Below are 20,885 nucleotides of genomic sequence, written 5' to 3'. Positions count from 1 at the left end.
CTAGATGTTAAAAGACGGTGATTTTCCTACAGAGGACTTTCACCTCATTAGTTCATGCCCATGCTGGGCGTACACAAAGCCAAGCACAATCGCCCAATGCAAAAAGCCGCATTGGGCTGGACCTCGCTATCGCTCGGCCTGCGTTGGCGGCGTTTTAGGCATCTCAATGAGAATTTGCGTATTAATAACATTTTTGCTGGTTTCGACATCTGGTTTAGCTACTGATGTAAAACTAGCAAATCTACAGAGATATGGTTCATCTCCACTTATGGAGTTATTTCTTATGCCCAGTGGAGGCAGTAGCATAGCCGATGTATTTAACGTTATTATCCTTAGCGAAGAAGCGTTTACTGTGCGTCTTATTGGAGAATCGTCGGAGTTTACCAACCAAGAATTACTTAAGTTTTACCAAAATAACTACCCGTCTAAGCTTGAGGAAGCATTTAATTCATCTGGGAATATGCATAACTCAGCTATTGCTGGCGTGAGAGAAAAGTTCCCTGAAGCATTATCTGCTACGACATTGTTTCAGGAGTTAACGCTAGAGCTTAATAAGCTAGGGTATCATGTAGCAAATATAGATTTTGAAAAATTTATAGCTTCAAAAAAATACGGTATTTCAATACCGGATGTTTACATTCGCGTGATTAAAAATGCCTAACAAACATATCAAAAATCGCTTCACTAGGTTACGGTGGTCGTTGCTGACGCTCCGACTTTTATGTGGGCGTTAGCAACAAGGAGAGTTCGGTGAAGTATTTACCATTAAGTGCGTTGTTATTATCACATACAGCATTAACCAAAGAGATCAGTAAAGATCCTGAAATTAGTGAATTGTTCGCTACGTTTTTTGAGTCTATCGAAAATAAAAACAAAGATTCTTTTCTAAATATATTTCATCCAATCAACGTATCCTGGGTTGGCGTCTACTCTGAAGAAAGTATCAAAATACTTTGCTCACGTTATGGCAAGGACGTATTCAAACCTAAGGATGTGGCTAGTACACCAACTGACTTTATCGACAACATTATCAAATCACCTTTTGATATTACTGAAAAATATTATAATGTTAGTGTCATTGAAGACGGTAATATTGCTACTCTCACATTCGATTACTCGTACTTTCTTGGAGATTTTAAAAGTAACTGGGGTCAAGAATCTGGCTTCTTGTTAAAACAGATAATGGATGAAAAATATCTGCAGTCAATTTCTCAATGACTTACAGTACTGAGCCATGGCCTAAGCCGCCCAAAGCAGACGACGAGTAAGCTTGTTATCCTTCACGAGGTTGATTTTAACTTACAATGTAACTACACTTTAATTATGGATGATTATGTATTTCAATGGGATTTAAGTAAAGCTGATATTAATCTGCAAAAACACGGTGTTAGCTTTGACGAAGCAAAAACAGTGTTTTCAGATTCGTTAGCGCGCCTTGTAAATGATCCCGATAGCTCATATGGAGAAGAGCGCTTTATTATTTTAGGTGAAAGCTCATTAAGTCGCTTGCTAGTTGTATGTCACTGCTATCGAGGTTCTGACAATATAATCAGACTTATTTCAGCGAGAAAGGCTGACAAACGGGAGCGTAAAGTATACGAGGGGTTCAAACATGCGTGAACACTATGATTTTTCCGACTCTATTCCTAACCCTTATGTAAAACGTAAGAAGCAACAAATTACAATTAGATTAGATCAAGACGTGATTGGATATTTCAAAAAACTTTCTGAGAAAAAGGGTATTCCATATCAAAATCTAATTAATCTTTATCTTAAAGATTGTGCAGATTCGAAAAAAGAGCCGCGAGTAGATTGGGAGTAAAGGATAACAAAAAGTTAAACTCGCTTCGCTGTGACAATGGCAAGAGCGGCCAGCGCACGTTAACTTGGTATTAGTGTTTAAGGAGAAGATGTGAAAGCTCTGTGGTTACTTTTAAGTCTTTGCGTTCCAATGGTTGTTTTTGCCAAACCTAGTTTCATCAAAGTAAATGGGTATGATGTCGAATATGAAATGGCGGGGAATGGTAAACACATTGTATTCTTAGAGGCAGGAGGTTCTGCTGGTTTATCTGACTGGGATTCTATTTTTGAAGCCCTTGCTAAGAAAACTCGTGTCATTCGTTACTCACGGATTGGAAACGGCAAATCAGAGCAAGTTAGAAAGAATTACAGCTCCGAAGAGTATGCTGAAGAGGCTCTTTTAGTTCTTGAAGCTTTAAATATTGAAAGCCCAGTGGTTTATGTGGCCCATTCATATGGGGCTTACATCGCAAGGCGCTTCGCTGCAACCTATCCTGAAAGGATATCTGGATTAATGCTAATAGAGCCTGCATCGGAACATGATGTTGATATTATGAGAATAATTGACCTTGAGAAAGCAGAAAAAGAAATTGCTCAAGTGAAACTGGACGATCTGAAAAATGGAATGTCTAATCAGTATTTAGATTTTTGGGCTAAACGTCCGCTGCCCGATTATCCTGAGATACCGGATATTCCTGTGACAGTCATTGCATCGATAAAAAAGTATGATAATCCTCCATTACTCTTTTTTACCGATGAGGCCCGGGAAATGTGGGGGCAATTGCATTCCAAGTGGGCGAAAGCATTTCCCCAAGGGAAAGCCGTATTAACAGAACAAAGTTACCATTTCCCACAGAACGATGAACCAGATATGGTTGTTCAGGAAGTGAACGACCTTTTGGGAAGAATTAAACACTAACAAGTGCAGTCAGCAGATTCGCTTCACTTTCCGTCGGCCGGTGCTCCAAATATTAGACAATCAAATAAGGATAGAGAATGAATAAGGAAACTGTAGGGAAATATGTCGCGATAATAGGATTACTGCTTTTTTGGGCTCCTCTTTGGGGGATTATAGATTCCTATTTAAATATGTCCTCCTCATTTCAAGAGATAACGCTGTTTGGAGCGAATGAACCCAAAACTTCACAACAAGAAATGTCATCAGCAGTCTTATCTACAGTAATAGGATTCTTCTTATTTTTAGTAGCACTTTGCCTTTTGACATTTTCTGTTGTGGGATTGAATTATCGAACTAAGTGGTTTTTTTGGGCATTAATAATATATTCAACCTTATTACTCTTAGCGTTTCCATTTGGCACAGTAGTAGGAATAATTGTGCTTGTCGTTTTATTTATAAGTAGGAAAAAATTTGGGTTTGTTGGTGATGTTACCTAGCAAGATTTTAACCGGAGATTACAAGCCCACGCCATGCCACTTGCATGCACTATCGTAACCCCATAATCTGTCCATTCACTAAATAAGCGAGATAAGCCAAAAGGAGTTAGGCAGAATCAATGCGACAATCTCTAAGGGAAAAAATCGTTAATGTTTGCGATGCTAAGATGGCATCGAAAGGAGACAATGTCGGGCTATCTTTTTATGCTTTTTTTGCGAATAAAAATGACAACCCAGAATTACTCATGGAAGCAGCTACTTGGTGGATACAAAAGCATCAACTAGATCATTTTGTAAAAGCACAAATTATCAAAGAGATGGCTGAAAGTGGTCAATAGCATTTGTGTTCGTAAGAGGGGTTTTAGACAGATCAAGGAAGTGCAAGGTGAAAAGCTGGTTATACAGAGAGTCATTATTTTCCAATGAAAAGGCTTTAATCCTATTTACTTGTTTAGCATCTATAAATGCTTTGGTTGGTATTTATGGCATTTACTGGGTCTATTTTGGAGGTAACTTTGGTTACGAGGGCGGGTATTTTATTGCCCTTAGTGTTTTCATAAGTCCAATCTTTGTTCCAGTGTTTATCTATTATTTTTTATGGCCAAAACCAGTTAAAAAGCGAGCATTATTGGCTATTACCTGTCTTCCGTACGGTGGAATGTTAGCTTGTGCTTTATTTTTTAATTTTTACTACTAACCGAGTATAGGGCAACAAAAAGCTAGTCTTAAATTCTAAATTTTTGATGCTCGACCTTACACTTTAAAACTGCATCAAAGTTCAGTAGTAGTTTTCTCCTGATTACATCAGACTAAATAGAACTTTAAATGTTCAAATTGAATACCAGCTGATGTTGCCCAATAGTCCAAATTTACTCTTGACAGTATACGGCATTGCCGTCATATTTGCTGCTTAATGATTTTCATAGAAACGACCAAATTTACTAGGTTGTTACCTAACTATTTGTCTGAAGATGAATATATTGCTTTTCAAAATTACTGGTTGACTAATCCAAATGCTGGAGTGCTTATTCGAGGTTCAGGTGGCGTTAGAAAAGTGAGGTGGGTATCTGGAGGTACAGGGAAAAGTGGCGGTGTCAGAATAATCTACCACTTAAAGCAGTCTGACAATGAAATATGGATGTTAACAATCTATGGTAAATCTGAAGTTGATACTATCCAGAGCCATATTTTAAAACAAATTGCTAAGGCGATTAACGATGAGTGATAGAGATATAGGTGTTGAAATACTCGAAGGAATTAGAGAGGTTAAGGTTTTTAAGGCAGGCAAAACCAAACTTAAAACGCGAGAGTTAAATCCGCCATCAGAACCCAAGGTCATTCGAACTAAGTTACAATTATCGCAATCAGCTTTTGCATCATTATTAGGCGTAAGCAAGCGAACACTTCAGGATTGGGAGCAGGGTCGGAGGGAGCCTCAAGGTCCAGCTATGGCACTACTGCGGATTGCTGAGCAGCACCCAGAGGTTTTTATAGACTTAAAGTAATCCTAATCAGGCTTTTTTAAAGTCAATTTATACTTATCAATTAATGTGCTTAGAATGTTGTATAAAGATGCCAAAGAGCAATTATTGTGACGAATATTAAGGTAATTCTCGGAGATATTACGTCTGCCGATGTCGATGCTATTGTCAATGCAGCAAATCCCAAAATGCTCGGCGGAGGCGGCGTGGATGGTGCTATTCATAGAGCTGCTGGTCCCAGATTATTAGAAGCCTGTCGTCAGGTTAAGCCAGTCAACGGAATACGTTGTCCGTTTGGGGAGGCGCGAATAACAGGGGCTGGTAATTTGCCATCAAAATATGTGATTCACACTGTTGGTCCCATATTTTCCAGTGATCCCAATCCGTCCTTAACGCTAGAAAGTGCTTATACAAATGCATGCAATTTAGCTCTCGAAAATGGCTGTAAGTCGATTGCATTCCCCGCTATATCTTGTGGCGCTTATGGATACCCTCACGAACAAGCTGCGAGGATTGCAATAAGGATTTGTAGTAAAGACACTTATGCGCCTTTAGATATCTACTTTTATATTTTCGAAAAGCCTTTGTATAAATTATTCAACAATTTACTAAGTCAAGACTAACATTGATCTATGATTGTGCCAAAGAGGGTCGAGAACTTAATAATATTAACGCTCATGTTAGCAAAGCAAACTAAGCCGATTGACAACTTGTATGTATTGTGTGAAATTTACTGCATGAAATTAAATAATACTCAACTTAGCATACGAATTATCATCATTCCTTAGGAATGGTGGGAACTTTGATATGCATTAGATACATCAACCCACCTCTGAAGGTGGGTTTTCTTTTTCTACCTTTAGAGATTCAAAACCAGGATGGAATAAATGCAAAAGGTAGCTGTTTTTGGAAAGCCAGGTAGTGGAAAGTCCACGCTAAGCAAAGCGTTAGCGTCGGCTAGTGACTTACCTCTGTACCCTCTAGATTCAATTATTTATAAACCTAACGGAGAGCTTGTCGCACGAGAAGAATTTGATACTATCCATACCGATATTCTTAATTCAGACAGCTGGATTATTGATGGGTTCGGGCCAATCAGTGCGTTCTATCAGCGTTTAGACGCTGCAGATACCTTGATTTATATTGATTTGCCTTATTGGATGAGTTACTGGTTTGTCACTAAGCGACTACTCAAAGGAATAATTGTAAAGCCAGAAGGATGGCCGGAAGGAAGTTCTGCTTTTAATGGCACTATGCAAAGTTATAAGACGCTCAAATTGTGCCCGAAGTTTTGGAATCAGGATTTTTTAGATAAGTTATTGAAATACTCCGAGCGTAAAGAAGTTCTAATAATAACAACACTCTCCAAGTTGAATCAGTTTATTTCACTTCAAACTACTAAATCACGAAAATAGGAAGCGTCCGTGCAAGGCTACAAAATTAGTACACAACAAAACGATTTTGATTTTGAATTTGTTTATCAATTTATTTCGCAATCCTATTGGGCAAAGAATATCCCTCGAGAAACTTTACAAACAGCCATCGAAAACTCCCTGTGCTTTGGTCTATTTGAAAATACCGGAAAACAGATTGGCTTTGCGCGTTTAATTACTGATAAAGCCACTTTTGCTTATTTGGCGGATGTATTCGTTATTGAAGAGTACCGGGGTTTAGGGTTAAGTAAATGGTTGATACAAACCATAGTGTCACACCCAGAACTGCAGGGTTTGCGACGAATAATGCTGGCCACGCGAGATGCCCATGGCTTGTATGCCCGATTTGGGTTTAAAGCAATTGAAAACCCAGAAATGCTAATGCAGATTTGGCATCCTAATATATACAATCAATAGTCAATTGATTGCCAACTAAGTTGGCTTTTGTCATTTGAAATTTTTTTCAAGGAATAGGGTCAGATTACACTGGGGAAAAATCTTACTATTTTATTTTTCTTAAATTTGTAATAGTTGTTATAAACACCAGCCCAATGCACCCAAACATCATAATTTTTATTCAATAGCACGGAGCTTAGTAGTATGCGGTATCTTTTCATTTTGACTTTATTGTCTTTTCAGTCATTTGCGGCAATAGATTTGAATTTGCAAAATGAATTGCAGGAAATGGCGAACGCCGACCAACAGGTAAGAGAAAGTATTGGTAAGATCGGATGGGATAATCCACCTGAAGATTTAGTCTCACAAATGAGAGAAATTGACGCCGGTAACACGCAAAGACTTAAAAAAATAATTAAACAGCACTCTTGGCTTGCCGCCGTTATCGGAGTATAAAAAACTAATCGCTGAAGTCTATAATCTGGAAGTAGAATAAGAGACGTCAATATTTTCAGCCCTTGACTGACTTACCCACAACCGCATAATCGTTGATGTTTTCAATGATTAATTTAAGCAATCAGGAGTTAACGATTTTGAGGATAGCCAGAGTAGGGAAACTACTGCTAAGTATTATTTTTGTTATTGTGTTTTTGCAGCCACCAAGTCAGGCGAATACAATTCATAAGAAAGATTCAAATAAGGCTAATTCAATCGCTCAGATTGTTGATCTTTACCTAAAGCATCATGCCTTTGAAGGAGTGGTGCTCGTTGCCAACGCCGGTAAGCCTATTTTTACCCAAGCTTATGGTTTTGCAAATCGAGCTGAAAATGTACCGCTGACTGCCGAAAGCCCCTTTCAGTTAGCATCATTAAGTAAACCAATAACTGCCACTTTAATTCTGATGTTAAAAGAGCAGGGAAAACTAGCTCTTAATGACCCCTTAAGTGATTATTTACCTGAATTTAAGACTTCATCGGGTAAAGAAATTACCTTACATCACTTGTTAAGCCACACGTCTGGCATCCCCAATCACTTCATTATAGATGGTTGGTTTGACAGTGATTTTCATGCTCAAACATCTGAACAAAAATTTGTTGATATCATAGCGAAGATGCCGAGGAATTTTGAGCCAGGAGCTGATTACCTATATTCAAATCCCGGCTATTTTTTACTGGGTAAAGTTATTCAAAAGGTTACTGGTGAAGATTTTTCTACTAGTGTCTACAACCATATATTCGCGCCGTTAAAAATGGTCAACTCTGGTGTAACACTCGAACATTCGGCAGATTCGAGCCTTGTACAAGCTTACGAGTGGAATCAAGCAGGTGGCTACAACACCATAGCTGCGAAAAACTTAACCTTATTTGGCGCGGGCGCGGCTATTTATAGTAATGTGCAAAACATCTTTGCCTTCGAACAAGCCTTGTATAATGACACCTTAATAAATAGCCAAAGCAAACAGCAATTATTTAACCCAAAAGCGCCCTATAGTTGGCGAGTAGGTGATTTCCCCATAAGTGCTTCAATGCAAGTAAGTGCCCACATGTATGATGGAAAAATTGATGGTTACAGCAGTATGTTGACCCGATTCGTCGACGACAAACATAGCATCATTATTCTCAGCAACACTGGTATGAATTATTTCCTGAAACGTCAGTTAACCTCGGATATTGCGGCTGTTTTATATGACCAAGATCTGCCAAGTCGCGAGCAAGACATTGTACTGGCACTGACTAGCGGCATATACTCTAATACCTTTGACAAAGTGCTCGCGGACATAAAAGAAAATAAGTACCTTTTAGATGAACAAAGTATGACCTCGATTGCCTACGAATTACTTTGGTCAAATTTGGCAGATAAGGCTTTACAGATGTTTTCGGTTATTCGTGAAGAATTCAGTGATTCAACTCAAGCTCAAGCAAATCTTGAGCAAGCCTGTCAACATCGTTTAACAATGAGCGCCACTGTGAAAGCTCAGATTTGCGGTGCTATCCAAAACTAATTGGCAGATACAAATTCTATGGTGTTATTGAGAGATTTTCAGCAAAACGACTTACCAAAATTGGTGGATATATTAAACGATAAATCCGTTAATCAGTTTTTGTCGACAAAGATTCCTAGCCCTTATACGCCTGAAGACGCTAGCTGGTGGATAACCGAAGGGAGTAAAGGTGATTTAATAAAAGCCATTGAATTTGATAGCCAATTAGTGGGGTGTATTGGTGTAACTAGAGGCGAATTTGAATATCAAAGAACCGGCGAACTCGGTTATTGGTTAGACGCTGAATATTGGCGTAAAGGTATCACTAGCCAAGCAATTGAAATGCTCTTAGAGCAAGTGTTTTCTAAAACAGACATTGTGCGAATTTTCGCGACGGTGTTTTCTTCCAATCTAGCCTCTATGCAACTTTTAATAAATTCAGGTTTTAAACATGAGGCTATATTAGAAAAATCCATTTTTAAAAACGGTAAGTTCTACGATAGCCATATTTTTGCTAAGGTAAGGGTACATTAGCGTAAATGAGACTGGCGTTCTAAATTTCGCTTTCTATTGACAGGAACTTGGCTATGCAGTTAAAAAAAATTCATCATGTCGCTATAATTTGTTCTGACTATGAGGCGTCGAAAGGGTTTTATACTAAGGTGCTTGGGCTAAAAGTGTTAGCAGAAAATTACCGTGAAAGCCGCCAGTCGTATAAATTAGATTTAGCGCTTCCCGACGGTGGTCAGATTGAACTATTTTCTTTTCCTTCACCGCCTCCTAGACCGACAAAGCCTGAAGCACAAGGACTTAGGCACCTAGCTTTTGAGGTTAATTCCATTGATTCTTCGGTTGATCATTTAGTAAGCAACGGAATTCCAGTTGAGCCTATTCGTGTGGATGAATTTACGGGCAAAAAATTTACTTTCTTTCAAGACCCTGATGGTCTACCTTTAGAGTTATACGAGAGTTAAAGGTAATACACTCTAAGTCAGGTAATTGTTTTGTGAAATCCATGGAGGGTTAGATGAAGAAACCTAAAATAAGTTTTTTAATATCGACCTTACTCGGTGCTGCAATTTGGTTTTTGAGTCCTTATATCACAGGCGAAATTGAACCCTGGGATTCTCCCTATTTTTACTACATCTATGCATTAGTAATTGCTGGTTTCATTGCCGCTATTCCTAAAGATGCGTCCTACTCAAGTGTATATTTTGGCGTTCTAGTTGGGCAGATACTGTACTTGCTGACATTGTCTACAAGCGCCTTAATTATCGTTGGATTAATAATAATTACAATCTGTAGCCTACTATCCATTATTGGTCTTTTTATGAAACGCAATGCATATAAGGCGAGGACAAATAACTAGTTACTTTGAATATCCCAGATAGACGTTGATTATTAAATAGCCTACATTTTAATCAAAGCAATTTGGTTTGTTACTTACTGAGTCAGTATTTTTATTTAACCACATTCTCAGAAGGAGCTCATGTGACGTTAAAAAACAGCAAATTAGTGACTATTTTTTCTGCGTTGCTTTTCATTTATTTTATGTGTAGAGCCTTATACCCGCAGGTGAGTATTTTAAACAGTTCGGGCATAGATGCTATCGAAGTAACTATATGGATACAAAATGGGCAACTAGATTTCAACTATATGAGAGATGATGAAACTAAGGATTTTTATTATTCATTGTTCAGTGGTAGTGGGAAATACCATTATCTAATTAAACTAAAAAATGGCGTTATGCTAGAAGGCGATTGTGGGTCATTTGAAGCATTAGAATTTTCAAAAGCCGTCATCTTTTTAATCAGCGACGACAAACTCATCTATTCTAATCCATCCGATGAACCAATCATTTGCGAATTGTTCTGACGTTTCTTCTAATTTGATTTCATCTGTTTAGACGTTAACAATAGATGCTTTGCTAAACGTCAATTCGTAGCGTATTGTAGATTCTATAAGTCTAGCGAATAGAGACCAAAATGAGTAACAAGGATGAGCCCGATTTTTCATATGATTTGCTTCACAGAAAAATTAATAAAAAGGTAAAAGTATTTGCGACTGAAGCCAATCGACACAAATTGATGTATCGAACGTTGTGGGGAACAACCTCGGTAATTTCTATTTTATTGGCAATATCAACAAATTTCGACTATTCCTTTTGGGGTGTAAGCTCAAGTGTTATCAGTGGAATTCTTGCAATAATACTTCCCGTTATTATGGCGTACACAGTGCTACGAAGTCCTGAAAAGCTTTGGATTTTTGAAATAAGAGTGCGTAATAATTTAAACGATCTGTTATCTCGATTAGAACTGGCTTTAGATAAAGATCCTGCCTTTGATCGAAGTGCCTTAGAAGAAGAGTTTGCAAAAATTATGAGTGATGCGAATAAAGAATGGTGTGAAATTAGAAAGCACAGCTCTGATGATTGATAATTAATATGCAGGCTAGTTTTATAGCGATAACGTTAATCAGTTTAATTGCCGGGACTTTCATAGGTTTTAAGTTAGTACTTACTTTTTTGAAAGTGGCTCACAAAATAAATCAAAGAAGTTTAGTATTGACTGGCCTTTTTATCGGTGTTCAGTTGATTGTAGGCTTAATAGCGGGACTTTTAAATATACAGCTGTTTTTTTCCTACCTGATCACCTTGATAGTGTTTGGCTACATTTTACGCAAGTTCTTAATTTTAAAAACTTGGCAAGTTATCGCTATTCCAGTCTTTGTAAGCTTTTTATCCGGCGTTATCACGGCATTTCCTTTGATATTGTTTTTTAAAAATGTAAGCAATTAGACTGAGTAAACATCATAGCAACAACAATGGGAGAATTTATTTATGGCGATTACCGGCGAGTGTTTTTGCGGCAGTATTAAATACCAGATCAAAGGCAACCTTAAAGATGCTCGCTCTTGTCATTGTTCTCGTTGTCGAAAAGCTTTTAGTGCGCAAGCTTCTGCATATGCGGTGGTTAATCCTGACGAGTTTACATGGTTGCAAGGTAAAGAACTGCTAACGAGTTATCAAAGCATGGAAGATTTTGGTTTACAATTTTGCAGTAAATGCGGCTCTACCCTTTGCGGTACATATAAAAATAAGGTGCATGGTGTAACACTTGGATGTGTAAACGGGGACCCAAACATCGAAATTGGCTACCATATTTTTGTTGGTTCGAAAGCTACTTGGGAAATTATTCCCGAGGGGGTTGTAGCTTATGATGAAGGGCCGCCAGAATAGGAATTATTGTTTATAAAACAAACACCAGCATTGATTTTATTTTCTTTCTAGTTCAACATAAAAAAACTAAAAAACCAATGTTATTAGCGTGTTGAGCGCAGTTGTAGTGGTAACACCTTTAAATTAACTGGGACTATTATGTTCAAGACATTTTTGTCTGAATTACGTCGACGTAATGTACTGCCTACCATACTTCCTTACATGGCATTGGTCTGGTTGCTGTTGCAGGTTGTAATCGTGATACAACCCATGTTCAATCTGCATCCGTTAGTGAATACCTTCTCTGCCGTTATATTAATTGCTAGTTTACCTGTTGTTATTTATCTATCATGGTTTTTTGATATCACTCTCGCTGGTATTGCACCTGTAAAGAAACCCGATGGACAATCGGATGTTCAATTTGGCAAAAGCAAATGGTTAATTTTGTCTCTCATCATCGCAATATCTGGATATTTCGGTTATCTGTATTTTGAGCAAGTCAGAACTGAGTTAGAAAAGTCTGAAGCTGGTTTAAGCCAAATTAAAAGTGCAGATTCAATTGCTGTTATACCTTTTTCAGATCAAAGCGCAGAACAAGAGCAAGGGTTTTTATCTATTGGTTTAACAGAAGAGCTTACAAACCTATTAGGTAAAGTAAGTCAGCTAAAAGTTGCTGCGTCCAGTGCAACTATAACATTATATGAAAAAAACCTTCCTCCCACAGATATTGGTAGACGTTTAGGGGTTGATGCAGTGGTTACCGGGTCAGTTAGAGTCACTGGTAATAAACTCAATATCAGAGCCGAATTACTAGATACCCAAAGTGGTAAAACTATTTGGTCGGAAAATTTCAATCGTCAGTTTAAAGATATTTTCGCAATTGAAGAGGAAATAGCTCGTGCTATTGCTAATTTATTACAAGATCGTTTTGTTGCAAGACAAGACGTCGATAGCGACTCGAAGACAGCCAGTACAGATGCATACGTATTTTATTTAAAAGGCCGTGAGGAATACAGAAAACAAACCACTGAGTCCATGAAAGCCGCGCGCAAATATTATGAACAGGCAATAGGTTTAGATCCTGAATATGCTCAAGCTTATGTTGGGCTTGCGGATACCTTGGCCATGTTAGCAAAAGAAACACAAGGGTTTGGGCATGATGCTTTCTTTAGTGTGTTAGATCGCGATATTGCTAGCAGACTCTCCATGCAAAACTTAGAAAAAGCACTAACCAGAGAACCAGATTTAGCTGAGGCTTATGCAGTTCAAGGACTTGTTCTTGCGTTGTTACAAGATAAAGATCAAGAAGCCCTTGAGTCTCTAGATAAAGCTACAAGCCTCAACCCTAGTTTAGCGAAAGCTTATATGTGGAAATTTGCAATTTACGACAGTATTGGTCAATACGGTGAGGCTTGGGAAGAATTGCAAACAGCTTACAAGATTGACCCTGTTTCTATTGCAAACCAATACAATCTGGGATTTTATCAATTACAAAATGGTGACATTGAGCAGGCGCAAGAACAATTTACTCAATTAATCAATGAATTCCCTAATTCTCCATTTGGCTACGCTGGATTGGCTTCTTTAAATTATTTCTCTGGCGATTTATCTGAAACGGCGAAAATGTGGTGGCAGGCACATAAGCAATCGCCAGAAAATGAGGCTTTTCAACGTAATTATATTCAAACCTTAATAGAAGTGGGGGTTAACGATGAATCCTTTAGTTCTGTTTTGTTAGAAGACTACACGACTTCTTTTTTAATTATTGATAAAGAATACCAAGCATTGTTTGAACGCATGGAGCTTGAAAAAGCAACCTATCCAAATGACCCATGGCTACTGTTTGAATCAGGTTGGTACTACCTTTTATTTGGCGAAGAAGAATTAGGTAAACAAGATTTATTAGCCGCAAAAGACTTACTTGAGGAGCAGGATCTTTTCGAAATGCCGTTTTGTTCTCCAGCAATTGAATTTGCTTGGGTATTTAAGCAAGAGGATAATCTCGAAGAGTTCAATCGACTAACACAGCGCTGTAATACCTTGTATTTAGAAGCCGTTGAATCGGGGGTCAATGACCCTTATCTCGAATATCTGGGAGCAAGGCTAAATGTGTTGCGAGGGGATGAAACAACAGCTGCAACTTTATTTACGTCAGCTATTGAAAATGGCTGGTTACAATGGTGGACTAAACATGATCCTTTGCTTCAGGATGTAGTTGGAAATGCATCCTTTGCCAATTCTCTTTCAAAAATGGAACAAGAATTGGCAAACGAAAAACAACAAGTCGAGAAATTTTTAAAGCAAAAAAATATGTAAATTCAATTAATTAATCTCAATTTGTTATGTTGTATTTTTCGCTCTCATTCGCATAATCAACAAAAATATAATTGAGAATATTCCGATAGATTGCGGTGTTGAAACAACGACCATTCTTTCTAGTGCTGATTGCGTGAATGTGGTACCGCGAATATTTCCAAGGAGACTACATTGAATATTACCGGGATCTCCAAGGCAGGCTTCATCTAGGTTTGATATTGTATCGCCTGAATAAAAAACCCAGCCATCGGGCGCTGTTTGCTCCATTGTTAATAAAACTTGATACTCGCCTGGCGCGATACCAGCCGGCATTGGCGCACTAAACGCTAGGGTTTTATGCGGCATATTGCCTGCATATTGCAAAGGATTTACCGTAGTATGGCTGTTATCAAATTCATATAAAGGGGTAGCCGTCGGACTGAAAACACTAACATTTGCTGGGTAAATCTGCCAAGTGATGTTTTGAATAGCATTTTCGAAGTGTGAAACAGTAGAACCTAAAAATTCAAGGGTTTGTTCAGTTTCACTAAATTCCCAATAACAAGGATCATCCACAAAAGGTTCGTCACCACTCAGTGGCTCAAAGCAGTCGTCCGGGACGCCTTGGACCATAGGGTAAGATGGTGGGATTATGCCAACTCTATCTTCACTAGGCATAGAATCGTAGTAACTGTAATCTAACAGTGAAAAATCGTTAATGGCTGACATGGGGACTAATAAGTCGAGCGTACCGAAACTGACGGTAATTCCACCTCTACCACCCCCTCTGACAAGACGGGCATCAGCAAAGGAATTAAACACTAATAAAATAAATACTACAGAGTAAAAACAAAGACTACGCGGTTTGAAAGAGACCATCTTGTTCTCCGATTTTTTTGTAGGCCTAGCGTGAACTTTATTTGAAGCATATTATGTGCCTCAAAAAAATAACAATATAAATCATGCGTTTACTGTGGTAGCTTGATATTCAAAATGTGGTATTGTAAAAAAAACCGACAATTTTAAGCGTTAGTAATTGGAAACATGAAATTAAAACACTGGTGTTATCTTGTCTTGTTATTGGTTCCAGCAATAGTGAGATTAATACAAAAAATATCAACGGATTCTGGCGGGTTCGCCAGTCGTTATTTGCCCCTTATAGTAACCTTGGTTCTCATTATTGGCTTTGTCGGTTACATGCAACAATGGGCCTTCCTTAAAAGATGGATTTGGCGAGTTTTATTTTGGCTAGTCAGTCTGGTTTATACAGCAGCAATAATCTTTGCCGGTTCTTTGTTATTCAATTCAGCGATTAGTGTTTGGCATCAACTCTTATTGATGGGAATTGCAGTGATCTTCATTCCTGCATTAGTGTCCTTATTCAAATATTCGCAAAAAGACGCGAACATTTGGAACAAATAAGTATTCACCCCATTTGCTATCTTGAGATATAGTAATTCTTTGACTTATTACCTCAGGCTATCGCTCAATTACAAAAAGCCTGTGGCACTTTTGCTGATGGAATGTATAGGCCGCAAACCGATAATCTATTACATCAGTATTTAAAAGATAACAATTTAGATTAACGGTAGAAAATAATTCAGTGATTTCCAATTTTTTCGACAAACTGCTTTTTGCTTTTTTACTTATAGTAGCCTTTCAAATCCCAATTTTATCGGACCAGTACTTGCAGTTTTTAAACGGCTATTATGAGGCGGTTCACAAGCAAGTCGAAGGCTATAAAGAAAATGCCCGACGCCATGAATATCCCGATGTGTACGCTATGATTGATGACTTCACATCAAGTCATGTACCTGCGATTAAATATGACGGTGAACAAAAATTACTCACCATGCAAGAGTACGAGTCCTTAACCGAGGCTTTGGATAATTTTAAATCGGGCAATCTTTTTGAGCGTGCTTGGTATATGTTTCAGCCTAAACGTTCAGAGTCTTTGGAGAAAGTGGTGGACAATTTCAGCCCGTCGATTCCGTTAAGTCCTATGGACATTATTTACTGCTTGTTGGTAGCGTTATTTTTCAATATTTTAATTAGTTGGCCGGTGCGTTTTTGTTATCGAAAAATAAGAAAATCAAAAAAGTAATAGTAAAGGATATCAATACAAATTAGCCTCGACTAAAATCCAAGGTCACTAAGTTGGAGTGGCCAAACAATGGAAAAAATAACAAGGAAAAGCCATCATGCAACAACACAACAGCATTAACTATATCGAACTTCATGCTAGCGATTTAAACGCGGTGAAAAAGTTTTTTAGCCAAACGTTTGCCTGGCAGTTTACAGACTATGGTGAGCAATATACCGCTTTTTCCGCGAATGGTTTTGATGGTGGATTTTTTCAAAGTGATAAATCTGCAAAAACAGAAAATGGTAGTCCATTAGTGGTCATCTATAGCGCGGAGTTAGAGCAATCTTGCCAAGATGTTAAGGATAATGGCGGTGAGATTTGCAAAGAAATCTTCTCATTTCCAGGCGGGCGACGTTTTCATTTTCTTGACCCTTGTGGCAATGAATGGGCAGTTTGGGGTGAATAATTTCTTTTCAGCTTATACAATGCGATTCCAATGTTGCGTCAGGTAAGCCCTGAGCCAAAATAACGAGAAAAAAGCACTATACAGAGGAATTTATGCCTGATCTTATTGGTAATTTGAGCAAGATGCGCGTGGATATTGATGACAATAATGTTGCTCAATATTTTTTGTCGTTGGCAGATCAAGATGTGCATATGAATACTCTTATAGGTCAACAAGTTTGCATCGAATTTCAATCTCAAATTAATTGTGTTCATTGTGGGCGAAAAACCAATAAAAGTTTTCAACAAGGCTATTGTTTTCCTTGTTTTCGCAGTTTAGCTCAATGTGATACTTGTATTATTAAGCCTGAGCAATGCCATTTTGCTCAAGGTACTTGTCGTGAACCAGAGTGGGGAGAGGCAAACTGTATGCAAGATCATTTTGTATATCTGGCAAATACCGGTGCAGTTAAGGTAGGCATTACTCGCCACGTTACTGACGGTGTGTCGTCTCGTTGGATAGATCAAGGCGCCACTCAGGCGATGGCAATCTTTAGAGTGGCAACACGCAAAATAAGCGGCTTGGTCGAAACGACTATTGCCCAGCACATTTCCGATAAAACCAATTGGCGAACCATGCTAAAAGGTGGCTATGCAGCCATTGATTTGGTTGAGAGATGGCAAGCTTTAAAGCCGCTGGTTGAGGATGAACTAAAAGCGTTAATTGCATCAGAAGGCTTGCAAAGCATTAGCGAAGTTGAAGCGAATCCGGTTCAAATTGAATATCCAGTATTGCAACATCCGGAAAAAATAAAATCCTTAAATTTGGATAAGGTCCCGGTTATTGAAGGGCAACTTCTGGGTATCAAAGGGCAATATTTACTGTTTGATGGCGATAGAGTGTTTAATATTCGCAATGCCGCAGGCTATTATGCCCAAGTGTCTAGTTAACCCCAGCGCCATTGCTTATAACCAGTTGGGGTTAGTTAATGTTTGATACTTGTAACATTATCCAATAGCCGATAACGGTAACGGGTAAAGAAACTACCGTACTCAAAGCGATAATTTGCGCGGCAAGTTGATGATTGCCGCCAATTTTTCTCACCATGATATAGCTTGCTGCTGCTGTTGGGCTCATTGCCATAAGAAAGATTACACCGAGTGGCATGCCCGAAATACCAAACTGAATCGCCAAAAATATAATAACCAAAGGATAAATAAAACATTTGCCCATTATGCCCACCAAAGGCAATCGCCAATGTTCCCCCAAAGAAGAAAAGCGCAAAGCAGCGCCTGTGCATAGCAATGCTAAGGGTAAGGTCAACTGGGCAAAATAACTAAGGCTATTATGGGCAATTTGCGGCAAAGGAATATGTAGTACGGAGAATATTAAACCCGCAATGATGCTCAAGATGATGGGGTTTGAGGCTATTCCTTTTAGTATTTTGATAAAGTTAGTTTGTTGATTTTGAAATATGTTAAGCACAGCCACACTTAAAATATTGTACACTATGGTTAGACAGCCCATATATACCGACCCATATGCCAGCCCCTCAGGTCCATAAGCTTTTGCGCAATAGGCTAAGCCAATAATCCCCATGTTAGACCTAAATATCCCTTGTACAAGAACGCCTTTATCTGCAACCTCTTTTACACCTACAGATACCATCACAAAAGATACAACGAAAACTAATAAGGTGCCGCTAATGCCAATAGCTACTGACTTAGGATCAATTAAACTGTTTAAATCAGCTTGACTGATATTGATAAATAGCAAAGCTGGAAGAGCGAAATTAAAGATAAGCCGAGATCCCCGCTCGACAAAATCATCAGTTAATAAGCCGGTACGAAACAGCCCGTAACCAAAACTCAGGAGCACCACAACAGGCCCGATAACACCAATTGCAAAGTCTAGAAAAGCCTGTAAAGAATCCATCTAATTATTTTCAAAGGAAGTAAATGACACAAGCTAAACTAGGTAAGGGTAATTTTCAAATTTTGTTTTGCTGGGAAGAGTTCCCGCATCAAGTGCGGGATGACGGAAATAAGTGCGGGATGACGGAAATAAGTGCGGGACGACCAAAAAACGCGAGATGACCAATGAGCCGCCCGTTATCGGCGTATGCCGCGACCTAACGCAACTCACGCCTCAATACTTTACCAACAGTAGACTTGGGTAATTCCTGCAACACATTAAGTTCTTTAGGCACTTTGTACGCGGTTAAAGATTTACGACAAAACGCAATAACTTCCTCTTCGTCAATAGGTGAACTCACAGTAATAAAGGCGCAAACGCGCTCTTGGGTTTTTTCATCCTCTTTGCCAACGACTGCAGCCTCAAGGATTTGCGGATGCTGAGCAAGAACATCTTCTACTTCGTTTGGATACACGTTAAAGCCTGAAACGATAATGAGATCTTTAAGCCGATCAACAATTTTTAAACAACCATCTGAGGTGATTACACCAACGTCACCCGTTTTAAAGAAACCATCTTTGGTCATCACCTTATCTGTTTCTTCTGGACGCTGCCAATAACCTGGCATTACTTGAGGACCGCGAGCCGCGACTTGTCCTTCTCGCCCCTGTTCAACAGGTTGGTCTTTGTCATCTAAGATTTCAATTTCAGTTTCTATCAACGCAGGACCTACAGTACCTAATACTTCTTTTCCAGGTTGATTAAACGCCAAAACGGGTGCTGTTTCTGACAAGCCATAACCCTCGGTTACTGTACAACCTGTGGTTTGAAACCAAAGGTCAGCCGCCGCCTTAGTCAAGGCTGTTCCTCCCGAGATGGTGAGTTTAAGATGGGAAAAATCCATGTCTCTAAATGCTGATTGAGAGCATAAACCAACAAAAATTGTGTTTAATCCTGCAAGGGCAGTAAATGGATAAGGTTTTATAGTGTTGACAAAGCCTTCCATGTCCCTTGGATTTGGAATAAGTATATTCATAGCCCCTTTACCAAAAAAGGCCATCATATTTACCGTAAATGCGTAAATATGATAAAGCGGAAGCGGGCATACAACGATTTCTTTTCCAGCAACAAAAGATTGACCAAGCCGGTCTTGAGTTTGTGCACTATTGGCAAGTACATTACGGTGAGTAAGAGTTGCGCCTTTTGATACACCTGTTGTTCCGCCAGTGTATTGTAAAATCGCTGTATCATCTAAATCCGTATCTTTGCGTGGTAAAAGGTCTAGTAACGCCCCTTGAGAAAATATTTGTTCATAACACGGGTATTCACACACTACTTGTTTTTGGTCTAGGAGTTGAGTGGCGCTGGTGACAATGACAGTTTTAATAAAGGTTTTTTCTTTAATTTCTTCAAATTTTGGTAAAAAGTCAGACAATATAACCAGAGCTTTAGCTCCACTATCGTTAAATTGATGCAACATTTCCTTAGGTGTATACAGCGGATTCGTATTAACTACCACTAATCCCGCTCTAAGTGCACCGTAAACCGCTATGGGGTGCTGAATTAAGTTGGGCAATTGAATGGCTATTCTGTCCCCGGGTTGTAAATCTGTATTGTGTTGTAGCCAAGAAGCAAACTTACCAGAGAGATCCTCAATTTCCGCAAAGGTTTTTTCTTGACCCAAAGCGCTATATGCAGGCCGGTCCTGGAATTCGGAAAATGTATGTTCAATATAGTCAGCTAAACATTTGATGTTGTTTGGGATTAAGGTAGAGGTTGCCATAATGATACTTACTCCATAAAGTCATTAATGTATAACATAATATTTACAATTTTGGATCAGATGAAAGTATAGCGCCAAATTACCATTTGTTATTGTGTTCTATAAATGTGGGTGACAACACAAGTATTATGTGGTCGAGGGACGTTTTTGCAGGCGCGAAAAGGTGAGTCCCGCAAGGATACCGGCAATTACTTGAAGAATTATGCCCGAGAGATCTCTAGCGCCGGCTAATAAACTCACCTGCATGATAGGGTGCATTATCAGAAGAATGGACAGCAGAGCAACGCCTCCGGCACAACTGAACCAATATACTGGATTTCCCCCCAACTTTTTTTGTAGCCAGTGACAAACAGAGAATGCGATTAATAATCCAATACAAACAACGCTTCCATATTTAGGTGCTAATCCTATGAAGTCAGTATAAGTGGTTGAAATCCTCTGCATAAAGGTAATTTGGACGTCTAGTGCTGTTAATTTGGCTAATACGGATTGGGTATGGAACACACTCGCAAAAAAATATCCGACGACTACAGAGAAAAAAAATCGTATAAAAAGTGAAACCCATTTTGACACGCAACATTCGCCTTCTTGTTATTTGATGTTTCTTATACTGCGATATGTACCCAATCGATGCAAATTTTCGTATAGTTATCAGCAA

The 20,885-nt window shown here is 38.8% G+C and carries 30 protein-coding genes; 26 read left to right on the top strand and 4 right to left on the bottom strand.

Going from position 1 to position 20,885, the window contains the following annotated elements; all coding sequences use genetic code 11:
* The first annotated feature begins 166 nt into the window (after positions 1–166).
* The 22 genes from ACNKW3_RS18260 to ACNKW3_RS18155 all read left to right on the top strand — a co-directional run bounded on the left by ACNKW3_RS18260 (position 167) and on the right by ACNKW3_RS18155 (position 14,020).
* Positions 167–661 carry a hypothetical protein gene (locus ACNKW3_RS18260; RefSeq protein ID WP_427400770.1) on the top strand — a complete coding sequence of 165 codons (495 nt, stop codon included), beginning with the start codon at positions 167–169 and terminating at the stop codon, positions 659–661.
* Between the two features lie 89 nt (positions 662–750).
* Complete coding sequence (locus ACNKW3_RS18255; RefSeq protein WP_427400769.1) at positions 751–1,218, top strand: hypothetical protein; 468 nt, start codon at positions 751–753, stop codon at positions 1,216–1,218.
* A gap of 105 nt (positions 1,219–1,323) precedes the next feature.
* Entirely contained in the window at positions 1,324–1,620 is a 297-nt protein-coding gene (locus ACNKW3_RS18250; RefSeq protein WP_427400768.1) for a BrnT family toxin, read from the top strand.
* Positions 1,613–1,822, top strand: coding sequence for a BrnA antitoxin family protein (locus ACNKW3_RS18245; protein WP_427400767.1), 210 nt, complete (start codon positions 1,613–1,615; stop codon positions 1,820–1,822). Before ACNKW3_RS18250 ends, ACNKW3_RS18245 begins: the two co-directional genes overlap by 8 nt.
* A 129-nt stretch (positions 1,823–1,951) precedes the next feature.
* Entirely contained in the window at positions 1,952–2,719 is a 768-nt protein-coding gene (locus ACNKW3_RS18240; RefSeq protein ID WP_427400773.1) for an alpha/beta fold hydrolase, read from the top strand.
* Between the two features lie 77 nt (positions 2,720–2,796).
* Positions 2,797–3,195 carry a hypothetical protein gene (locus tag ACNKW3_RS18235; RefSeq protein ID WP_427400766.1) on the top strand — a complete coding sequence of 133 codons (399 nt, stop codon included), beginning with the start codon at positions 2,797–2,799 and terminating at the stop codon, positions 3,193–3,195.
* 119 nt (positions 3,196–3,314) lie between these two features.
* Positions 3,315–3,533, top strand: a complete 219-nt coding sequence (locus ACNKW3_RS18230) for a DUF6500 family protein (RefSeq protein WP_427400765.1) — start codon at positions 3,315–3,317, stop codon at positions 3,531–3,533.
* 47 nt (positions 3,534–3,580) lie between these two features.
* Positions 3,581–3,892 carry a hypothetical protein gene (locus ACNKW3_RS18225; protein WP_427400764.1) on the top strand — a complete coding sequence of 104 codons (312 nt, stop codon included), beginning with the start codon at positions 3,581–3,583 and terminating at the stop codon, positions 3,890–3,892.
* Positions 3,893–4,156: 264 nt separating this feature from the next.
* Entirely contained in the window at positions 4,157–4,420 is a 264-nt protein-coding gene (locus ACNKW3_RS18220) for a transcriptional regulator (RefSeq protein ID WP_427400763.1), read from the top strand.
* The gene (locus ACNKW3_RS18215) at positions 4,413–4,700 is read left to right on the top strand and encodes a helix-turn-helix domain-containing protein (protein WP_427400762.1); all 288 of its coding nucleotides are present in this window, start codon (positions 4,413–4,415) and stop codon (positions 4,698–4,700) included. Before ACNKW3_RS18220 ends, ACNKW3_RS18215 begins: the two co-directional genes overlap by 8 nt.
* Positions 4,701–4,786: 86 nt before the next feature.
* Complete coding sequence (locus ACNKW3_RS18210) at positions 4,787–5,299, top strand: O-acetyl-ADP-ribose deacetylase (protein WP_427400761.1); 513 nt, start codon at positions 4,787–4,789, stop codon at positions 5,297–5,299.
* A 264-nt stretch (positions 5,300–5,563) separates the two neighbouring features.
* Positions 5,564–6,091 (top strand): adenylate kinase, encoded by a 528-nt coding sequence (locus ACNKW3_RS18205; RefSeq protein ID WP_427400760.1) that lies wholly within the window; start codon positions 5,564–5,566, stop codon positions 6,089–6,091.
* 9 nt (positions 6,092–6,100) lie between these two features.
* Positions 6,101–6,526, top strand: a complete 426-nt coding sequence (locus ACNKW3_RS18200) for a GNAT family N-acetyltransferase (RefSeq protein ID WP_427400759.1) — start codon at positions 6,101–6,103, stop codon at positions 6,524–6,526.
* A gap of 183 nt (positions 6,527–6,709) precedes the next feature.
* Positions 6,710–6,961: a DUF6624 domain-containing protein gene (locus tag ACNKW3_RS18195; protein WP_427400758.1), complete on the top strand. Its 252-nt coding sequence runs from the start codon at positions 6,710–6,712 to the stop codon at positions 6,959–6,961.
* Between the two features lie 137 nt (positions 6,962–7,098).
* Complete coding sequence (locus ACNKW3_RS18190; RefSeq protein ID WP_427400757.1) at positions 7,099–8,508, top strand: serine hydrolase domain-containing protein; 1,410 nt, start codon at positions 7,099–7,101, stop codon at positions 8,506–8,508.
* An 18-nt stretch (positions 8,509–8,526) separates the two neighbouring features.
* Positions 8,527–9,021 (top strand): GNAT family N-acetyltransferase, encoded by a 495-nt coding sequence (locus tag ACNKW3_RS18185; RefSeq protein ID WP_427400772.1) that lies wholly within the window; start codon positions 8,527–8,529, stop codon positions 9,019–9,021.
* 53 nt (positions 9,022–9,074) lie between these two features.
* Positions 9,075–9,461: an SMU1112c/YaeR family gloxylase I-like metalloprotein gene (gene gloA2, locus ACNKW3_RS18180; RefSeq protein ID WP_427400756.1), complete on the top strand. Its 387-nt coding sequence runs from the start codon at positions 9,075–9,077 to the stop codon at positions 9,459–9,461.
* Between the two features lie 53 nt (positions 9,462–9,514).
* Positions 9,515–9,856: a hypothetical protein gene (locus tag ACNKW3_RS18175; RefSeq protein WP_427400755.1), complete on the top strand. Its 342-nt coding sequence runs from the start codon at positions 9,515–9,517 to the stop codon at positions 9,854–9,856.
* Positions 9,857–9,978: 122 nt separating this feature from the next.
* Positions 9,979–10,362 carry a hypothetical protein gene (locus tag ACNKW3_RS18170; RefSeq protein ID WP_427400754.1) on the top strand — a complete coding sequence of 128 codons (384 nt, stop codon included), beginning with the start codon at positions 9,979–9,981 and terminating at the stop codon, positions 10,360–10,362.
* Positions 10,363–10,472: 110 nt separating this feature from the next.
* Complete coding sequence (locus ACNKW3_RS18165; protein ID WP_427400753.1) at positions 10,473–10,922, top strand: hypothetical protein; 450 nt, start codon at positions 10,473–10,475, stop codon at positions 10,920–10,922.
* 404 nt (positions 10,923–11,326) lie between these two features.
* Entirely contained in the window at positions 11,327–11,725 is a 399-nt protein-coding gene (locus ACNKW3_RS18160; protein WP_427400752.1) for a GFA family protein, read from the top strand.
* 138 nt (positions 11,726–11,863) lie between these two features.
* Positions 11,864–14,020, top strand: coding sequence for a tetratricopeptide repeat protein (locus ACNKW3_RS18155; protein ID WP_427400751.1), 2,157 nt, complete (start codon positions 11,864–11,866; stop codon positions 14,018–14,020).
* A gap of 24 nt (positions 14,021–14,044) precedes the next feature.
* On the opposite strand, the gene ACNKW3_RS18150 is transcribed toward ACNKW3_RS18155, so the two are convergent.
* A complete protein-coding gene (locus tag ACNKW3_RS18150; RefSeq protein WP_427400750.1) occupies positions 14,045–14,878 on the bottom strand; it encodes a hypothetical protein in 834 nt (277 codons plus the stop codon).
* A 165-nt stretch (positions 14,879–15,043) separates the two neighbouring features.
* Here ACNKW3_RS18150 and ACNKW3_RS18145 point away from each other — a divergent pair, with 165 nt between their 5' ends.
* The 4 genes from ACNKW3_RS18145 (at position 15,044) to ACNKW3_RS18130 (ending at position 17,480) form a co-directional block, all read left to right on the top strand.
* The gene (locus tag ACNKW3_RS18145) at positions 15,044–15,421 is read left to right on the top strand and encodes a hypothetical protein (RefSeq protein WP_427400749.1); all 378 of its coding nucleotides are present in this window, start codon (positions 15,044–15,046) and stop codon (positions 15,419–15,421) included.
* 181 nt (positions 15,422–15,602) lie between these two features.
* The gene (locus ACNKW3_RS18140) at positions 15,603–16,103 is read left to right on the top strand and encodes a DUF2937 family protein (protein ID WP_427400748.1); all 501 of its coding nucleotides are present in this window, start codon (positions 15,603–15,605) and stop codon (positions 16,101–16,103) included.
* Between the two features lie 97 nt (positions 16,104–16,200).
* Complete coding sequence (locus tag ACNKW3_RS18135; RefSeq protein WP_427400747.1) at positions 16,201–16,551, top strand: VOC family protein; 351 nt, start codon at positions 16,201–16,203, stop codon at positions 16,549–16,551.
* A gap of 92 nt (positions 16,552–16,643) precedes the next feature.
* Positions 16,644–17,480 (top strand): DUF2797 domain-containing protein, encoded by an 837-nt coding sequence (locus tag ACNKW3_RS18130; RefSeq protein ID WP_427400746.1) that lies wholly within the window; start codon positions 16,644–16,646, stop codon positions 17,478–17,480.
* Between the two features lie 31 nt (positions 17,481–17,511).
* On the opposite strand, the gene ACNKW3_RS18125 is transcribed toward ACNKW3_RS18130, so the two are convergent.
* From ACNKW3_RS18125 to ACNKW3_RS18115, 3 genes are all read right to left on the bottom strand, one after another.
* Positions 17,512–18,465 (bottom strand): AEC family transporter, encoded by a 954-nt coding sequence (locus ACNKW3_RS18125; protein WP_427400745.1) that lies wholly within the window; start codon positions 18,463–18,465, stop codon positions 17,512–17,514.
* Positions 18,466–18,661: 196 nt separating this feature from the next.
* Positions 18,662–20,227, bottom strand: a complete 1,566-nt coding sequence (locus ACNKW3_RS18120) for an AMP-binding protein (RefSeq protein WP_427400744.1) — start codon at positions 20,225–20,227, stop codon at positions 18,662–18,664.
* A 126-nt stretch (positions 20,228–20,353) separates the two neighbouring features.
* Complete coding sequence (locus ACNKW3_RS18115; protein WP_427400743.1) at positions 20,354–20,800, bottom strand: hypothetical protein; 447 nt, start codon at positions 20,798–20,800, stop codon at positions 20,354–20,356.
* Between the last annotated feature and the right edge of the window lie 85 nt (positions 20,801–20,885).

Origin of the sequence: Glaciecola sp. 1036 (assembly GCF_050306235.1) — a bacterium.
Lineage (GTDB): Bacteria > Pseudomonadota > Gammaproteobacteria > Enterobacterales > Alteromonadaceae > Glaciecola.
The sequence above is the reverse complement of the archived record's forward strand: the minus strand, read 5'-3'. Positions and strand labels throughout refer to the sequence as shown.

Excerpts from the sequence above, each read along its gene's own strand:
- ACNKW3_RS18260 (WP_427400770.1), top strand. The coding sequence starts at position 167 with ATGAGAATTTGCGTATTAATAACATTTTTGCTGGTTTCGACATCTGGT.
- ACNKW3_RS18250 (WP_427400768.1), top strand. The coding sequence starts at position 1,324 with ATGGATGATTATGTATTTCAATGGGATTTAAGTAAAGCTGATATTAAT.
- ACNKW3_RS18245 (WP_427400767.1), top strand. The coding sequence starts at position 1,613 with ATGCGTGAACACTATGATTTTTCCGACTCTATTCCTAACCCTTATGTA.
- ACNKW3_RS18240 (WP_427400773.1), top strand. The coding sequence starts at position 1,952 with ATGGTTGTTTTTGCCAAACCTAGTTTCATCAAAGTAAATGGGTATGAT.
- ACNKW3_RS18235 (WP_427400766.1), top strand. The coding sequence starts at position 2,797 with ATGAATAAGGAAACTGTAGGGAAATATGTCGCGATAATAGGATTACTG.
- ACNKW3_RS18230 (WP_427400765.1), top strand. The coding sequence starts at position 3,315 with ATGCGACAATCTCTAAGGGAAAAAATCGTTAATGTTTGCGATGCTAAG.
- ACNKW3_RS18215 (WP_427400762.1), top strand. The coding sequence starts at position 4,413 with ATGAGTGATAGAGATATAGGTGTTGAAATACTCGAAGGAATTAGAGAG.
- ACNKW3_RS18205 (WP_427400760.1), top strand. The coding sequence starts at position 5,564 with ATGCAAAAGGTAGCTGTTTTTGGAAAGCCAGGTAGTGGAAAGTCCACG.
- ACNKW3_RS18195 (WP_427400758.1), top strand. The coding sequence starts at position 6,710 with ATGCGGTATCTTTTCATTTTGACTTTATTGTCTTTTCAGTCATTTGCG.
- ACNKW3_RS18185 (WP_427400772.1), top strand. The coding sequence starts at position 8,527 with ATGGTGTTATTGAGAGATTTTCAGCAAAACGACTTACCAAAATTGGTG.
- gloA2 (WP_427400756.1), top strand. The coding sequence starts at position 9,075 with ATGCAGTTAAAAAAAATTCATCATGTCGCTATAATTTGTTCTGACTAT.
- ACNKW3_RS18175 (WP_427400755.1), top strand. The coding sequence starts at position 9,515 with ATGAAGAAACCTAAAATAAGTTTTTTAATATCGACCTTACTCGGTGCT.
- ACNKW3_RS18165 (WP_427400753.1), top strand. The coding sequence starts at position 10,473 with ATGAGTAACAAGGATGAGCCCGATTTTTCATATGATTTGCTTCACAGA.
- ACNKW3_RS18160 (WP_427400752.1), top strand. The coding sequence starts at position 11,327 with ATGGCGATTACCGGCGAGTGTTTTTGCGGCAGTATTAAATACCAGATC.
- ACNKW3_RS18155 (WP_427400751.1), top strand. The coding sequence starts at position 11,864 with ATGTTCAAGACATTTTTGTCTGAATTACGTCGACGTAATGTACTGCCT.
- ACNKW3_RS18150 (WP_427400750.1), bottom strand. The coding sequence starts at position 14,878 with ATGGTCTCTTTCAAACCGCGTAGTCTTTGTTTTTACTCTGTAGTATTT.
- ACNKW3_RS18145 (WP_427400749.1), top strand. The coding sequence starts at position 15,044 with ATGAAATTAAAACACTGGTGTTATCTTGTCTTGTTATTGGTTCCAGCA.
- ACNKW3_RS18135 (WP_427400747.1), top strand. The coding sequence starts at position 16,201 with ATGCAACAACACAACAGCATTAACTATATCGAACTTCATGCTAGCGAT.
- ACNKW3_RS18130 (WP_427400746.1), top strand. The coding sequence starts at position 16,644 with ATGCCTGATCTTATTGGTAATTTGAGCAAGATGCGCGTGGATATTGAT.
- ACNKW3_RS18125 (WP_427400745.1), bottom strand. The coding sequence starts at position 18,465 with ATGGATTCTTTACAGGCTTTTCTAGACTTTGCAATTGGTGTTATCGGG.
- ACNKW3_RS18120 (WP_427400744.1), bottom strand. The coding sequence starts at position 20,227 with ATGGCAACCTCTACCTTAATCCCAAACAACATCAAATGTTTAGCTGAC.